General features: G+C 71.7%; 13 protein-coding genes and 1 tRNA gene. 6 read left to right on the forward strand and 8 right to left on the reverse strand.

Translation table 11 applies throughout. The annotated features are described in order from the left end of the window. Nucleotides 1-94: 94 nt before the first annotated feature. Both ACVFYP_RS14065 and ACVFYP_RS14070 read left to right on the forward strand, forming a co-directional pair. Nucleotides 95-451 carry a hypothetical protein gene (locus ACVFYP_RS14065; protein WP_499200814.1) on the forward strand — a complete coding sequence of 119 codons (357 nt, stop codon included), beginning with the start codon at nucleotides 95-97 and terminating at the stop codon, nucleotides 449-451. Next, nucleotides 369-2,324 (forward strand): GMC family oxidoreductase, encoded by a 1,956-nt coding sequence (locus ACVFYP_RS14070; protein WP_499200815.1) that lies wholly within the window; start codon nucleotides 369-371, stop codon nucleotides 2,322-2,324. The genes ACVFYP_RS14065 and ACVFYP_RS14070 overlap by 83 nt, the downstream gene beginning before the upstream one ends. A 275-nt stretch (nucleotides 2,325-2,599) precedes the next feature. Here ACVFYP_RS14070 and ACVFYP_RS14075 read toward each other — a convergent pair. Beyond that, nucleotides 2,600-2,674 (reverse strand) — tRNA-Thr (locus ACVFYP_RS14075). Between the two features lie 102 nt (nucleotides 2,675-2,776). On the opposite strand from ACVFYP_RS14075, the gene ACVFYP_RS14080 reads away from it, so the two are divergent. The 3 genes from ACVFYP_RS14080 to ACVFYP_RS14090 are packed head-to-tail and all read left to right on the forward strand — an operon-like array spanning nucleotide 2,777 to nucleotide 5,808. Beyond that, nucleotides 2,777-3,847, forward strand: a complete 1,071-nt coding sequence (locus ACVFYP_RS14080) for an efflux RND transporter periplasmic adaptor subunit (protein WP_499200816.1) — start codon at nucleotides 2,777-2,779, stop codon at nucleotides 3,845-3,847. Continuing rightward, the gene (locus ACVFYP_RS14085; protein ID WP_499200817.1) at nucleotides 3,844-5,088 is read left to right on the forward strand and encodes an ABC transporter permease; all 1,245 of its coding nucleotides are present in this window, start codon (nucleotides 3,844-3,846) and stop codon (nucleotides 5,086-5,088) included. The genes ACVFYP_RS14080 and ACVFYP_RS14085 overlap by 4 nt, the downstream gene beginning before the upstream one ends. Nucleotides 5,089-5,127: 39 nt before the next feature. Further along, entirely contained in the window at nucleotides 5,128-5,808 is a 681-nt protein-coding gene (locus ACVFYP_RS14090) for an ABC transporter ATP-binding protein (RefSeq protein WP_499200818.1), read from the forward strand. 49 nt (nucleotides 5,809-5,857) lie between these two features. Here ACVFYP_RS14090 and ACVFYP_RS14095 read toward each other — a convergent pair whose 3' ends face one another. The 4 genes from ACVFYP_RS14095 to hemC are packed head-to-tail and all read right to left on the reverse strand — an operon-like array spanning nucleotide 5,858 to nucleotide 10,146. Beyond that, on the reverse strand, nucleotides 5,858-7,129 hold the full coding sequence (locus ACVFYP_RS14095) for a heme biosynthesis HemY N-terminal domain-containing protein (protein WP_499200819.1): 1,272 nt from the start codon (nucleotides 7,127-7,129) through the stop codon (nucleotides 5,858-5,860). A gap of 11 nt (nucleotides 7,130-7,140) precedes the next feature. Continuing rightward, nucleotides 7,141-8,319, reverse strand: a complete 1,179-nt coding sequence (locus tag ACVFYP_RS14100; protein WP_499200820.1) for a COG4223 family protein — start codon at nucleotides 8,317-8,319, stop codon at nucleotides 7,141-7,143. Nucleotides 8,320-8,378: 59 nt separating this feature from the next. Further along, on the reverse strand, nucleotides 8,379-9,125 hold the full coding sequence (locus tag ACVFYP_RS14105; protein WP_499200821.1) for a uroporphyrinogen-III synthase: 747 nt from the start codon (nucleotides 9,123-9,125) through the stop codon (nucleotides 8,379-8,381). Continuing rightward, the gene (hemC, locus tag ACVFYP_RS14110) at nucleotides 9,118-10,146 is read right to left on the reverse strand and encodes a hydroxymethylbilane synthase (RefSeq protein ID WP_499200822.1); all 1,029 of its coding nucleotides are present in this window, start codon (nucleotides 10,144-10,146) and stop codon (nucleotides 9,118-9,120) included. Before hemC ends, ACVFYP_RS14105 begins: the two co-directional genes overlap by 8 nt. A 44-nt stretch (nucleotides 10,147-10,190) precedes the next feature. Here hemC and tsaD point away from each other — a divergent pair, with 44 nt between their 5' ends. Further along, nucleotides 10,191-11,258: a tRNA (adenosine(37)-N6)-threonylcarbamoyltransferase complex transferase subunit TsaD gene (gene tsaD / locus ACVFYP_RS14115; RefSeq protein ID WP_499200823.1), complete on the forward strand. Its 1,068-nt coding sequence runs from the start codon at nucleotides 10,191-10,193 to the stop codon at nucleotides 11,256-11,258. A 1-nt stretch (nucleotide 11,259) separates the two neighbouring features. Here tsaD and ACVFYP_RS14120 read toward each other — a convergent pair whose 3' ends face one another. The 3 genes from ACVFYP_RS14120 to ACVFYP_RS14130 form a co-directional block, all read right to left on the reverse strand. Further along, a complete protein-coding gene (locus tag ACVFYP_RS14120; RefSeq protein WP_499200824.1) occupies nucleotides 11,260-11,958 on the reverse strand; it encodes a lytic transglycosylase domain-containing protein in 699 nt (232 codons plus the stop codon). Between the two features lie 83 nt (nucleotides 11,959-12,041). Further along, nucleotides 12,042-13,553, reverse strand: a complete 1,512-nt coding sequence (locus tag ACVFYP_RS14125; protein WP_499200825.1) for an MFS transporter — start codon at nucleotides 13,551-13,553, stop codon at nucleotides 12,042-12,044. 30 nt (nucleotides 13,554-13,583) lie between these two features. Next, a complete protein-coding gene (locus ACVFYP_RS14130) occupies nucleotides 13,584-14,540 on the reverse strand; it encodes an acetyl-CoA carboxylase carboxyltransferase subunit alpha (RefSeq protein ID WP_499200826.1) in 957 nt (318 codons plus the stop codon). Between the last annotated feature and the right edge of the window lie 61 nt (nucleotides 14,541-14,601).

Genomic DNA, 14,601 nt, shown 5'->3' on the forward strand with positions numbered 1-14,601 from the left:
CACCGTGTTGCGGCCGTAGGCAAGGGTGGTCCTTTTGACATCGCGCCATCACGCGCGGTGACCAGATTGCCGGCTCCGTCATGAGGAGCTGACCATGGACGAGATGACCCAAAGCCCTGCCGTGCACGTCACTTTGCGGCGTCAGCCTTTGCGCAAGGTGATTGCGGCCCTGTGCCTCGGACTGTTGCCGACCTTGGTTCAGGCACAGGGCTACTATCCCCGCAGCGTTGGGTCGGGCGAGAGCACGACCATCGAATACGGGCCAGGTCCGCATGGCAACATCGTGGGTGGCGGCCGCGTGGTTGCGAGCAGCAGCGGGGAGGAGAGCCGGATCATTCATCTCGATCCGCGATACGATCAGCGCCCTCGTGGAGGCCTGGTGCCATTCACCGTCGGCAGCGGCGAGAGCACCATGGTGGTCTGGGTGCCGGTCGAAACCGATCGCCTGTGAGGCGCAGGAGCTTTCCCGCACTTGCGACATCGCAGATCAGTCAAGGGCCCGCTTCATCGCGGCTCTCATCCCCTCAAACGGCTACCGCCGTAACAGCCGATATCGACTGAGACCGACACGATCCGTATCTCGCGACTATCGCGACCGGCATCTGCCGATTCAGCAGACCTGGCCGCAGGCTTCGGCAGGTCACTGCGGGCCCGGCTCGCCCTGGCCAATCGCGGATCGTCACATCATCCAGATGGAGTTCCAGATCATGATCAACGCAGCATCGCCCGAAGATCCGGATTTCGCGATTCGTGCGCGCGACAACCAGACGCGCCTCACAAGCCGTCTGCAAACCCGTTATGACGTTATCGTCTGCGGCGCCGGCGCCTCCGGCTCAGTGGTCGCACGGCGGCTGGCCGAGAATCCGGAGGTCCAGGTGCTGCTGCTGGAGGCGGGCGGCGGTGACGATGCGGAATCGGTCCAGAACCCGGCCTTGTGGCCGACCAATCTGGGCTCCGAGCGCGACTGGGGATTCCAGGCAGAGCCGAACCCGCATCTGAACGGCAGGCAGCTGTCGTTGTCGATGGGCAAGGGGCTCGGCGGAGGCTCCAGCGTCAATGTCATGGTGTGGGCGCGTGGGCATCGCAGCGACTGGGACTTCTTCGCCTCCGAGGCGGGCGATCCGGCCTGGGGCTACGACAACGTCCTCAATATCTATCGCCGCATCGAGAACTGGCAGGGCGCACCTGATCCCCAGTATCGCGGAACCGCTGGACCTGTCTGGGTGCAGCCCGCGGCGAATCCGAGCCCGGTCGCGCTGGCCATGCTGCAAGCGGCGGGCGAGATCGGTGTGCCCGTCTACGATCATCCGAACGGGCAGATGATGGAGGGCCAGGGCGGCGCCGCGCTCAGCGATCTGCTGATCCGCGATGGCCGCCGCCAGTCCCTGTACCGTGCCTATGTCCATCTCTGGCTGGACCGGCCGAACCTGACCGTGCTGACGGGGGCCTTGGTGCGGCGCGTTCTGTTCGATGGCCGGCGTGCCTCCGGCGTCGAGTTCATTCGTGGTGGGCAGGTCACGGTGGCACATGCGCGCAACGAGGTCGTGCTGTCGCTGGGCGCGATCCAGACGCCGAAGGTGCTGATGCATTCGGGCATCGGTGACCGGGCGGAGCTGGGCCGCGTCGGCATTCCGTTCCGCCAGCACCTGCCCGGCGTTGGCCGTAACTTCCAGGACCATGTCTCCTTCGGCTGCACCTGGGAATATGCGGAGCCCATCGCGCCGCGGAACAACGGCAGCGAAGCCACCATGTACTGGAAGAGCCGGCCTGAGCTGGATGCGCCGGACCTGTTGTTCTGCCAGGTGGAGTTCCCGGTCCCCAGCGAGCGGACAGCGGCGCGTGGCGTTCCGGCGCATGGCTGGACGATGTTCGCGGGGCTTGCGCAGCCCGTCAGCCGTGGGCGCATGCGCCTGCAGAGCAGCGATCCGCTGGCGCCTGTCGCCATCGATGCCAACTTCCTGTCGGAGCCTGCGGACATGGCGACAGCCAAGGCCTGCATCGAGCTCTGTCGCGCGCTGGGCAATGCCTCGGCCTTCCGTCCCTTCGTGCGCGGCGAATCCATGCCGGGCGCGCTGAATGACGAAGCGCTCGAGCTCTATATCCGCGAGGCGGCCGTCACCTACTGGCATCAGAGCTGCACGGCAAAGATGGGGCGCGACGACATGTCGGTCGTGGATGCCGCGCTGCGGGTTTATGGCGTGGAAGGCCTGCGGGTGGCGGATGGTTCCATCATGCCACGGGTGACGACCGGCAATACGCAGGCGCCCTGCGCGGTCATCGGCGAGCGTGCGGCGGAGCTGATCAGGCAGGCGCACGGCATCTAGGGCGGTCACTGCCGGTTGCGAAGGACGGCGTTCCAGTGACGGCGGGTGGGTCGGGTGCCGATCGAAACGAGGCGTGATCGCCGGAGGTAGGCCGGCGGGCGCCCTGCGGTAGCATCCGCGCTGGCGTGCCCAGCGCGGATGGGTATGCCAGCGGCGCCTGCCGCGGCGTGAGGGCCGTCACTGGCCAACCAGCTCTGCCGAGACGTTTTTGACACCCAGTCGGTTCTGGAGCGCCAGCCGGAACGGCTTATCGCAATCTAAGCTATTGAAAAGTATGGTGCCGACACCCGGGATTGAACCGGGGACCTACTGATTACGAATCAGTTGCTCTACCGCTGAGCTATGTCGGCGCACCATCAGCGCGGCCCTATAGCCCTCCGCGCGCCGCCGGACAACCCGCTTCCCAACCCTCCGATGACCAGACGGCGCCGATCTGCTAGCTTGGCTTGCAGATGCGCCGGCTCGTCCTCCTCGTCCTTGTTCTGCTCGCCGGGGGAATCGCGGCCTGGCTGCGTTACGGGCTGCCGCCGCGCGTCACCATCGCGCTGGCCAGCCAGGGCACGGCGCTGGAGGCGGTCTATGCCACCGGCACGGTGGAACCCGTCAACTGGGCGCGCATCGGCCCCGCCACCCGTGCCCGCCTGACGGAGGTGCTGGTGGAAGAAGGGCAGCGCGTTGCCGAAGGCCAGCCGCTCGCCCGGCTCGATGATCGCCAGGCCCGCTCCATGGCCACGGAAGCGGAGGCGCGCGCCCGTTTTGCGGTGGAGGATCTGGCCCGGACCCGCACCCTCGTTGCCCGCGACATCACCGCCCGCACCACCCTGGAACGCGCAGAGCGCGACGCCCAGGCCGCCCGCGCCACCGCCGAGGCCGCCATCCAACGCCTGGACGATTATGTGGTGCGCGCGCCGACCAGCGGCATCGTGCTGCGCCGGGATGCCGAGGTGGGGGAGGTGGTGGACACCCCCGCCTCCCTGTTCTGGGTGGGGGAACCGCGCCCGCTGCGCCTGACGGCCGAGGTGGATGAGGAGGACATCGCCCGCATCGCCGTGGGCCAGCGCGCCTTGCTGCGCGCCGACGCCTTCCCCGGCCGCGCCATGGTGGCGGAGGTGGCGCAGATCACGCCGAAGGGCGACACGGTCCGCAAGGCCTATCGCGTGCGCCTGACCCTGCCGGATGACACGCCCTTGCTGGTGGGCATGACGGTGGAGGCGAATATCGTGCTGCGGGAAACGCCGGATGCCGTGCTGGTGCCGCCCGGCGCCGTGGTGCTGCCGCCGGCCACCCGCGATTCCTCCCCCACAGCGCCCCCGGCCACACCCCCGGGCGCCACCCGCCGCGCCCATCTCTGGGTGGTGGAGAAGGAAGTGGCCCGGCGGCGAGAGGTGGAGATCGGCGTCCAGGCCACCCGCAGCATCGAAATCCGCCGCGGCCTGGCAGCCGGGGAGGCGGTGGTGCTGGATCCGCCGGCGGGGCTGGAGGATGGCACGCCGGTGCGGCTCGAAGCCCAACCGCCGCCATGAATCTGCTGCTGGATCTCGCGCGGGGCATGCTGACGCGGCGGCTGCGGCAGACCCTGGTCTCGGTCACCGGCATCGCCCTGGGCGTGGCCTTCTTCATCGCCACCGCGGCCATCATGCGCGGCTTCCAGACCTATTTCATCACCCAGATCATCGACGTCTCGCCCCACATCACCCTCAAGGACGAAACCCGCCGCCCCTTCGCCCAGGCGGCGGAGCTGGCCCATCCGGACGGCGCGGTATTGGTCCACGGCATCAAGCCGCGCGACCGCGTGCGCGGCATCCGCAACCCGGCCCAGAAGGTGGCGATCCTGGAGGCGATGGAAGGCGTCGCCGCCGCCCAGGTGCTCCAGGCGCAGACCCTGCTGCGCTACGGCTCGCGCGATGTCTCCGCTGTGCTGACGGGGCTGGAGCCGGAGCGGCATCGCCGCGTCTCCAATATCGAGAAGGACATGATCGCCGGGCGGCTGGAGGATCTGCGCCGCGCCGCCAATGGGATCATATTGGGGGAGGCGCTGGCCTGGCGGCTGGGCGTCGGGCTGGGCGACACGCTCTCGGCGGTGGCGCCCAGTGGCACGGTGCTGTCGATGAAGGTGGTCGGGCTGTTCCGCACCGGCTTGCAAACGGTGGATCAGGGCCATGCCTTCGCGCTGCTGAAGGTGGCGCAGGTGCTGGCGGACCGACCGAATGTGGTGAACCAGATCCTGGTCCGGCTGGCGGATGTCACCCAGGCTGAACCTCTCGCGCGGCAGATCGAGGCCCGCTTCGGCGACCGGACCGAAAGCTGGGAGGAGCAGAGCGCCAATATCCTCACCGTCTTCGTCATCCAGAACGCCATCATGTTCTCCGTCACCGGCGCCATCCTGCTGGTCGCCGCCTTCGGCATCTACAACGTGATCTCCACGGTGGTGATCGAGAAGACGCGCGACATCGCCATCCTGAAATCGCTGGGCTTCACCGAGGGCGACATCCAACTGCTGTTCCTGGTGCAGGGCGTGGTGGCCGGGCTGCTGGGGGCCGTGGTCGGCTGCGTGCTGGGCGCCCTGATGATCGAGGGGCTGGCTCTGATCCGCTTCGGCACGGACACCCCCTCCGGCCAGGGGAAGTTCCTGCTGGACCGGGATTTTCGCGTCTATCTGATGGCCAGCCTGTTCGCCCTGGTTGCCGCGGCGGTGGCCTCCGTCATGCCGGCACGCCGCGCCAGCCGGCTGGACCCCGTGCAGGTGGTGCGGGGCGCCGCGTGATGTTTTTGACCGCCTTCAGACAGCGGCGGGATGGCTGACATGCCCCCCCTGCTGGAGGTCCGGAACGTCACGCGCCGCCTGCCCGAAGGGGCGGTGCTGGTGCGGGACGTGACGATGGTCGTGAATCCGGGCGAGTTCATCGCCGTCACCGGCCCCTCCGGCTCCGGCAAATCCTCGCTGCTCTATCTGCTGGGCCTGCTCGACCGGCCGAGCAGCGGAGAGGTGCTGTTGCAGGGCCAGGACACGGCCCGGCTGCCGGGGTCGGAGCTGGCGGCGCTGCGGCTGGATAAGCTGGGCTTCGTCTTCCAGTTCCATTTCCTGCTGCCGGAATTCACCGCGCTGGACAATGTGCTGATCCCCATCCGCCGGCTCGGCCGCTTGCGCGGCGCGGCGGCGCGGGACCGGGCGATGGGGTTGCTGGAGGCTCTCGGCCTCGCTGAGGCGCACCAGAAGCTGCCGGAACAGCTTTCGGGCGGCATGCGCCAGCGCTGTGCCATCGCCCGCGCCCTGGCCAATGATCCGGCGCTGATCCTGGCGGATGAGCCCACCGGCAATCTCGACAGCGCCAACGCAGCCGCCGTCTTCGACATTTTTGAAAGGCTGGTGCGGGAGGAGGGGCGCGCCGTGGTGGTGGTGACCCACGACCCCGTCCTGGCCCAGCGCGCCACCCGGCAGATCAGGCTGGTGGATGGCGTGATCGTCGAGGATAGCGGGCGCTGAAGTGCCCCCACCCCGACCCTCCCCCGCGTCGCGGGGGAGGGAGAAGATCCTACCCCACCGTCGCCGGCAGCGTCTGCGGGCTGGTCCAGTTGATCGTCCCCACCGCCTGGCACTTCGGGCAAACCGGGTCCCAGGCCGCGTGGTCGGTGCCGCAGGCGGTGCAGCGCCAGCGCGGCTCGGGTGCCGCCGTCGCGGCCTGGCGCAGCCAGCGGGCCTGGGCGGCGCGGCCCTCCGGCGTCTCGCCATGCTCCACCTCCTCCAGGTCGCTCAGCGCCAGATAGGCGCGGCGATCGGCGGCGCCGGAGGCGACCAGCGCGTCCAGCTCCTGCCGCGAGCGGCCGGTCAGCCCGGCTTCCAGCGCCGCGCGGCCAACCAACAGCCGGCTTTCGGCATGGCGCGGATTGCCCTTGGCCAGGATCTCGGCGGATTTCATCCGCGCCAACGCATCCTCATCCTCGGCCAGATAGGCCGTGGCGAGGTCGGGATGCGGCCGGGCGGTCCAGGCCTGTTCCAGCACGCTGCGGGCGCGGCGCGGGCTGCCGCTATCTTTCAACCGCTTGGCATGAGCCAGCGCCGCCGGCGCGAAGGCCGGGTCGGCGGCAAAACCCTGGCGTTCCAACTCCGCCGCGCGCGTGGCATCCGGCTCCTGCCCCGCGGCCGCCAAAGCGAGCGCCGCCTGGCCGGCACCGGGGGGGGCCAGGGTCAGTGCCTCGCGCCAATCGCGCATGCGCAGCGCCAAGGTCTCCCGCTCCTCCCGCAGCCAGGCGGCGCCGGGCTGGGCGGCCTCCGCCTCCCGCGCCAGGCGCTGGGCGGCGGGCCAGTCCTCGCGCTGGATCGCCTGGCGCAGCAGGCCGCGCAGGCCGAGGAAGCGGGCCTCCGGCATCTCGGCGAGCTGGCGGAACACGGTGGTCGCCGCCTCCTCCCGCCCCGCCAGACGTTCGGCCTCGGCGGCCAGCAGCAGGGTCTGGGGGGTGTCGCCCAGACCCTTGCGGGCACGCCGCACCTCCAGCCGCGCCGCATCCGGCGTGCCGGCGGCCAGCGCCACCAGGGCGCGGGTCACGGCGGCATCGCCCTCGCCCCGCCGCCGCGCCGCCTTGCGGTCGCGCAGCCGCCCGGGCAGGCGCCGCAGCGCGCCGAGGAACACCAGGATCAGGTGCAGCACCAGGAACAGCACCGCCAGCAGCAACAGGGCCACCGGCAGGCCGACCAGCACTTCCGCGTCGCCGACGCGGATTTCCACCCCGCCGCCGAGCTGGGCGATCCAGAGGATGCCGGCGGTGCCGGCGGCGAGGAGAACCAGGTAGATCAGGGCTGAGCGCATGATGGCGGCCCTCAGCCGGCGGCCAGGGTGCGCAGCGCGCGGCGGGCGGCGATCAGCGCCTCCGCCTGCTCGACCCAGCCGCGCATGGCGGCCTGGGCTTCCGGCGACAGGCGGCGCAGCGGCTGCAGGCTGCCTTCCAGGTCGCCCGCTTCCAGCGCACGGCGGGATTTTTCGATCTCGGCGGCGGCGGCATCGCCCCAGACCACCTCCTCTCCCCGGCGCACGGTCACCAGACCGGACAGGCGGGCGACGGCGGAATCCAATACGCTCTGGCCCTGGCGGCCGGGGTCGCTGGCCGCCATGGCGGCGCGGGCGGCATCCTCAAAAGTCAGGCGCAGCGCGGATTCGGTGGGCGGGCGCGTCTCGGCGAAGCGGGTCAGGGCGGCGGGCGGCTCCCGCAGCGTGGAAAGCGCGCCACCCAGCGGGGCGCCACCTTCCAGCGCGGCGCGGAGCTGGTCGAGCGTCGCCAGACGCCCGGCGCGGCCTTCCAGCGCGGCGAGGCGCTGCTGCTGGCCCTCCAGCTCGGCGATGCGGGCGGCCTGGGCCTGGATTTCGCTGCGCCGCTCGCCAAGCGCCGTCTCCAGCGCGGCGATGCGCCCGGCCAAGGCGGATTCGACGGCGCCGATGCGCTGCGCCGACTGGGTCTGCGCCTGTTCGGCGGTGCCGAGGCGCGTGGCGAGTTCGCGGGCCACACCCTCAATGCGCGCGGAGCTGGCGGTGGCGCGGGCCTCCTCCTGCTGAATGGCGGCCTCGGCGCGCTGCGCCAGACCATCGACGCGCTGACCTAGCGCCTCCACCGCCGCGCGGGGGGCGAGGTTTTCCAGGGCGCTGCGCGGCGCCAGATTTTCCAGCGCGCTTCGGGGCGCGAGATCCGCCAGCGCGCTGCGCGGCGCAAACGCCTCGGTATCCACCGCCGGCCGGGCGGCGGCCTCGCGGCTGGCCTGCTCCACCGCCGTCAGGCGGCGCTCCACGGCGCCCAAATCCGGTGCGGCGCGGCCTTCCAGCGCCGCCAGCCTTGCCTCCAGCGCCGGATCGGCCCCGCGCGCCGCCTCCTGCGGCAGGGGGCGGGCCAGCAGCCAGGCGACCGCGCCCACCAGCACGACGGCCGCGACCAGGATGGGCAGGGCGGCGGGGTCCAGGCGGAAGCGGCGCAGCCGCTCGGCGAAGGACGGGGGAGGGGTCTGGCTCATGGGTCTCCTGGCGCGGCTAGAGTCTGCTCCGGGCCAGCGAACCGGCGGCGGGGCAGGCGTCAAAACAGGGTCTGGCTGCCCGAACCCGCCGCAGCGGGGCCGAGCAGCGCCAGCAAGGCTTCCTCGGTCGGCCGCGCGGCAACACGCAACGCGCGCCATTGCAACGGGGCGAGCGCCATGCGCGCCGCTTCCGCGACGCGGGGACTGATCGCCAACGCCGACATGCCCGCGATGGTCGCCGCATACCCGGCCTCCCGGAACAATGTGATGGCACAGCCAGCCGAGCGAGGCGAGTGGAACAGGATGTGATGCGGTGTGACATGGGCGAGTGCCGCCCCAACCTCCTTGGGCAGCGCGGTCGCCGGCTGCGCGGCATAGGCGATGCGCCGCAGCACCCGGAAGCCGCGCCCCCGCAGATCCGTGGCCAGGTCCAGCGCATAGCCCTGGCCCACCGCCAGCAGCAGCGGACCGGCGGCGGGGTTGAGTCGCGCGACGGCCAGCGTGGTGAGGTCGGCGGCGGTGCCCTCCGCCGCCTCGGCCTTCCAGCCCATCGCCCGCGCGGCCTCCGCGGTCGCCTCGCCCACCGCCAGCAAAGGTAGGCCTGGGATCGGGGGCGGCAAGGCGCGGGCGGCGGCACGGCTGGTCAGCAGCACGGCCTGACAGGGCGGCAGGGTGAATCGGCGCGGCGCGAGAACCAAGGCCGGCGCCAGCAGCGGTTGCCAGCCCAGCGCCACCAGTCGCGCGGCCGTTTCCGCCCCGCCCGGTTCCGGGCGGGTGACGAGGACGCCGCCGGCCAGCCTAGCCAAAGAGATCGGCGGGGCTGTCGCGGCGCAGGCTCTCGCCCAGCTCCCGGCCCAGCGCCGCCGCATCGGCCACGGCGCCGAGCGCGCTGCGCTTCAACAGGAAGCTGCCATCGGCACGGGCCACCAGCCCGGTCAGATGCAGCCGGCCGTCCGGCAGCAGCCGGGCGTGGCCGCCGATCGGTGTGCGGCAGGTGCCGTCCAGCGCCGCCAGCAATCCGCGTTCCGCCTGGCTGACCGCCGCCGCCTCCCGGTCCTCGATGGCGGAGAGCAGTTCGAGCAGTTCCAGGTCATCCGCCCGCACGGTCACGCCGATGATGCCCTGCCCGGCGGAGGGCACCATCGCATCCGGGTCCAGCACGACGGAGGCGCGATCCTCCAGCCCCAGCCGGCGCAGGCCGGCCAGCGCCAGCAGCGTCGCGGCCGGGCCGCCCTCGGCTTCCAGCTTGGCCAGGCGGGTCTGCACATTGCCGCGGATCATCTCGATGCGCAGATCGGGCCGCGCATGCAGGATCTGGCTCTGCCGGCGGACGGAGGCGGTGCCGATGACGGCGCCGGCGGGCAGCGCCCCAAACGGGTCGGAGGGGTCAGGCGTGCCGCAGGACGGGCCGAGGATCAGCGCATCCCGCGCATCCTCCCGCCGCAGGGTGCAGGCCAGGACGATGCCGGGCGGCAGCTCCGTCTCCAGGTCCTTCAGGCTATGGACGGCGAAGTCGATCCGGCGATCCAGCAGCGCCTCATGGATCTCCTTGGCGAACAGGCCCTTGCCGCCGATATCGGCCAGCAGCTTGTCCTGGGTGCGGTCGCCGGAGGTGACGATCGCATGTTCCTCGAAGGCCTGCACATCGCGCAGCACGGGGCAGAAGCGGGTGATGATCGACAGGAAGTGCCGCGTCTGCCACAGCGCCAGCGGCGAACCCCGCGTGCCGACCCGCAGCGGCAGGCTGCGGAAATGCGGACGGACCGGGCCATGGGCGGCCTGGCCGGGGCGGGTGGGATAGGGCGTGGCGGGATGAACGGCGGACATGGGGGCGTATTAGGCCCCTGCGCCGGGTGTTGAAAGGTGGCGGGATGCCAGAGTCGGTTGGGAATCTGCGGGAGGGCGCGCTGGTGCTCGGCCTGGAATCGTCCTGCGACGAAACCGCCGCCGCGATTCTGCGCGCCGATGGCACCATTCTCGCCGAGGCGGTGCTCTCCCAGCTGGAGGAACACACCCCCTATGGCGGCGTGGTGCCGGAGATCGCGGCGCGGTCGCATCTGGCGCATCTGCCGGCCCTGGTGCGCCGCGTGCTGGACCAGGCGGGCATCACGCCGGCCGGGCTGGCGGCGGTGGCAGCCACGGCCGGGCCGGGGCTGATCGGCGGGCTGATCGTCGGCGCCACACTCGGCAAAGGCATCGCCATTGCCCAGGGCATCCCCTACCTCGCCATCAACCACCTGGAAGGTCACGCGCTGACGCCGCGTCTGCCGGGGGTGCATCCCGGCGGTTTGGCCTTTCCCTATCTGCTGCTGCTGCTCTCCGGCGGGCATTGCCAATGCGTGCTGGTGGAGGGTGTGGCGCAACACCGCCGGCTGGGCACCACCCTGGACGATGCGGTGGGCGAGGCTTTTGACAAATCCGCCAAGCTTTTGGGGCTGCCCTGGCCGGGTGGGCCGCACCTCGAAAAGCTGGCCGCAGGCGGCGACGCGAAGCGGTTCAGCCTGCCACGGCCGCTCTATGGGCGGGAGGGCTGCGACTTTTCCTTCAGCGGGCTGAAGACGGCGGTGGCCAATATCGTCTCCAAGGGGTTGGACGCCCAGGGCCGCGCCGATGTCGCGGCCGGCTTCCAGGCCGCCGTTTCCGCCACTCTGGCCAATCGCGCGGCGCATGCCTTGGCCATGGCGCCGGGGGCGACGGCGCTGGTGGTCTCGGGCGGGGTCGCGGCCAATCAGGGAATCCGGACGGCCCTGGCGGCGGTGGCGGCCCAGGCCGGGCTGCCGCTGGTGGCGCCGCCGATCCGGCTGTGCACGGACAATGCGGTGATGATCGCCTGGGCGGGGATCGAGCGGCTGCGGGCGGGGCTGACGGAGGCGCTGGACCATGCGCCGCGACCGCGCTGGCCTTTGTCCGAGTTGGGGGTTCAGGCCCATCCCGGTTAGATCACCGCCGGGGCGGTGCCAGGCAGACCATGCGGGCGCCGCGCCTCCGGACCCTTGGGTCCAAGGTGCCGCGTAGAACCAGCACCAGCCGGGCACCGGGGGCGCAGAGGTCACCCGGCGGAAGCTCGATCGAGGCCGCCGCGGGCGTGCCGCCGCGCCAGGCCTCGCCAAGCCGGGCCAGGGCGACGCGGCGCTGATAGGCTTCGCCGCGCGCCGCATCGCCGGAATGGTAGCGGCGGATGGCGGCCTCCCAATCCGGCAGCCCGGCCCGCAACCGGGACAGGAAGGCGGCGGCGTAGCGAACATTGGCGACCGGGTCGAAGGCCTCCTCCAGGCTGGCGAAGGCGTTCGGATGGTACATCAGGTTGATCTGCATGCAGCCGACATCGACCGATGTGACGCCGCCGGCCCGCAAGGCGCCCACCGCGGCGACGGCGGCCGCCCTGGTCGGGGCCACGCCGCCCCGGCCCGCCGCGTTCCAGGACCAGGGCCAGGGCTGCATGCCGCCACCGCCGGGCACGGCCCGCCCCGTCTCGACCAGGGCGATGGCAAGCAGCAGCCCGGGCGGCAGGCCCGAAGCGGGCTCGATCTGGGCGATCGCGGCGGCGCAGGCGGGGTCGGCATGGGCCGGTGCGGCCGTGCCGGCCAGAAGCCCGAGCGCCGCCAGGATGGGCGCCATTCGGCGCGCAGGGCCGAACATGCCGCGCTCCCCCGGTTTCAGGACCCGCGCTTGGTAGCGCCGCCCGCCGGAAGGTCGCAACCCGCGACCTTCGGCACCCCGCCTCACACCCGGCGGAGCGGCACCCGCGTGGACATCCAGGCGCCGAACAGCACCAGCGCCGCCGCGGTGGCGAAGCTGGCGCGGAAGGCGGTTGTCATCTGGGCGCGGAACACGGCCTCCGCCGCCGCATCCAGCCCGTCCAGCGCGGCCGGCCCCTGGTTGACCAGCGCCACGAACAGCCGCGTCGCCTCGCCGCCCATCAGCGTCAGCGCGCCGAACAGCACCGCCCCCAGCAGCGCCGTGCCCGTCGCCGCGCCGAGGGAGCGGGTGAACTGGACGGAGGCGGTGGCGGAGCCGAGCTGCCGCGTCCCCGCCGCCACCTGCACGGCCACCTGCACCATCGGAAAGGACATGCCGAAGCCGATCGAGGTCAGCCCCAGCATCGCCACCATGACGGGCAGCGGCAGGGTGGCGAGTCCGATGGTCAACGCCAGCAGCAGCGTGGCCGACATGCTCAGCCCGATGCCCGGCCAGCGCATCACGTGCCCGGTCCGGGCCAGCAGCGTGCCGGAGATCATCGCCCCGAAGCCGGCGCAGGCCGAAAGCGGCAGCAGCGCCAGGCCAAGCTGGGCCGGTGACAGCCCGCGCACCGCGGCGAAATAGATCGGCAGGAAGGCGATGCTGCCCACGAAGGCGCCGGCGACGCAGGAGGACATGAGGTTGGCGCGCCAGATGGTCGCATTGCCGAGCAGGTCGAGCGGCAATAGCGGGTCCGGCGCCCGCTTTTCCTGGCGCAGCAGCAGCCAGAGCGCGGTGCCCGCCACCGCCGCCAGCCCCAGCGCCAGCAGCAGCGGCCCCGGCGCCAGCCGCCGCGCCTGGTCCAACGCCATCAGCGCGGGCGCCACGAAGACCGCGAACAGCACCAGCCCCCACCAGTCGAAGCTGAAGCCCTTGGCCTGGCCGCGGGAGGCATCGCGCAGCCGCGTCACCGCTAGCCAGGCCGCGAGGCAGGAGAGCGGCAGTTGCAGCATGAAGATGCTGCGCCAGCCGAAATGCTCCGCCAGCAGCCCACCCAGCACCGGGCCCAGCGCGCTGGCGGTGGTGAAGACGGCGGCGATATAGGCCTGGAAGCGCCCGCGTTCCCGCGCCGGCACCACCTCCGCGATCAGGGCGACCGACAGGCTGATGAGGCCGCCGCCGCCGATACCCTGCACAACCCGCGCCGCCGCCAGCGTGCCCAGCGACCCGGCAAAGGCGCAGAGCGTGGCGCCGGTGGCATAGACGGCCAGCGCCACCAGCAGCATGCGCTGCCGTCCAAAAGCGTCGCCGAGTCGGCCATAGACCGGGGCGGCCACGGTATTGGCCACCAGGTACAGCACGATGATCCAGGACAGCCGCTCCACCTCGCCCAGGCCGCGGGCGATGGCGGGCAAGGCGGCGGCGACCAGGGTCTGGTCCAGCGCCGCGCCGAACATGGCCAGTCCGACTGCGGGAAAGACCCTGAAGAACAGGCGGCGCAGTTCGGCCGGAGGCACCGGCTGGGCCGGTGCGCCGCTATCAGGGGGAGGGGTCATGCGGGCGGGATAAAACCACCCGCCGGGCGGTCAGACGACCCCCGCGCGGCCCATATCCAAAAACTTCTCGCGCCGGCGGGCGCGCAGCGTGGCGCCATCCAGGGCCAGCAGCGGCTCCAGACTGTCCCAGATCTGGCGGGACACGGCGGCCAGCATCGCGGCCGGGTCGCGATGCGCGCCGCCCAGCGGCTCCGCCACCACCGCATCCACCAGGGCCAGCTTGCGCAGATCCTCGGCCGTCAGGCGCAGGGCCTCGGCCGCGGTCGCGGCCTGGGCGGCGTCGCGCCACAGGATGCTGGCGCAGCCCTCCGGCGAGATCACGGAATAGATCGAGTGTTCCAGCATCAGGATGCGGTCGGCGGCGGCGAGCGCGATGGCACCGCCCGATCCGCCTTCCCCGATGATGGTGGCGATGAAGGGCACCGGCGCGTCGAGACCCGCCTCGATGGAGCGCGCGATGGCTTCCGCCTGGCCGCGTGCCTCCGCCTCGATGCCTGGGAAGGCCCCGGCGGTGTCGACGAAGGACAGGATGGGCAGGCCGAAGCGGCCGGCGAGCTCCATCAGGCGGCGCGCCTTGCGGTAGCCTTCCGGGCGGGCCATGCCGAAATTGTGCTTCACGCGGCTTTCGGTGTCGTGGCCACGTTCGGTGCCGATGACCATGACGGCGCGGCCGCGAAAACGGCCCATCCCGCCCGTCACGGCCAGGTCATCCGCGAAGGCGCGGTCGCCGGCCAGCGGCAGGAAGTCCTCGATCAGGCCCTTGATGTAGTCGGAGGCGTGGGGGCGTTCCGGGTGGCGGGCGATCTGCGCCTTCTGCCAGGGCGTCAGCTTGGCATAGGTGGCCTGAAGCAGCTTGTGCGCCTTGTCGCGCAGCTTGCTGACTTCATCGGCCACGTCGATGCCGCCGGCATCGGTGGTGCGGCGCAGCTCCTCGATCTTGCCCTCGAGTTCCGCGATCGGTTTTTCGAAATCCAGGAATTGGCGCATGGCGGAGGCGGGTTACCCGAAAATCGGGGGGCGCGTAAGGGCGGGGGCAGATTTAGCCTGA

The sequence above is a fragment of the Roseomonas sp. F4 genome (assembly GCF_053891155.1).

Bases quoted from the DNA above. Each gene is read 5' to 3' on its own strand.
- ACVFYP_RS14130 (WP_499200826.1), bottom strand. From the start codon at position 14,540: ATGCGCCAATTCCTGGATTTCGAAAAACCGATCGCGGAACTCGAGGGC.
- ACVFYP_RS14100 (WP_499200820.1), bottom strand. From the start codon at position 8,319: ATGAGCCAGACCCCTCCCCCGTCCTTCGCCGAGCGGCTGCGCCGCTTC.
- ACVFYP_RS14125 (WP_499200825.1), bottom strand. From the start codon at position 13,553: ATGACCCCTCCCCCTGATAGCGGCGCACCGGCCCAGCCGGTGCCTCCG.
- ACVFYP_RS14085 (WP_499200817.1), top strand. From the start codon at position 3,844: ATGAATCTGCTGCTGGATCTCGCGCGGGGCATGCTGACGCGGCGGCTG.
- hemC (WP_499200822.1), bottom strand. From the start codon at position 10,146: ATGTCCGCCGTTCATCCCGCCACGCCCTATCCCACCCGCCCCGGCCAG.
- ACVFYP_RS14090 (WP_499200818.1), top strand. From the start codon at position 5,128: ATGCCCCCCCTGCTGGAGGTCCGGAACGTCACGCGCCGCCTGCCCGAA.
- ACVFYP_RS14095 (WP_499200819.1), bottom strand. From the start codon at position 7,129: ATGCGCTCAGCCCTGATCTACCTGGTTCTCCTCGCCGCCGGCACCGCC.
- ACVFYP_RS14065 (WP_499200814.1), top strand. From the start codon at position 95: ATGGACGAGATGACCCAAAGCCCTGCCGTGCACGTCACTTTGCGGCGT.
- ACVFYP_RS14080 (WP_499200816.1), top strand. From the start codon at position 2,777: ATGCGCCGGCTCGTCCTCCTCGTCCTTGTTCTGCTCGCCGGGGGAATC.
- tsaD (WP_499200823.1), top strand. From the start codon at position 10,191: ATGCCAGAGTCGGTTGGGAATCTGCGGGAGGGCGCGCTGGTGCTCGGC.
- ACVFYP_RS14120 (WP_499200824.1), bottom strand. From the start codon at position 11,958: ATGTTCGGCCCTGCGCGCCGAATGGCGCCCATCCTGGCGGCGCTCGGG.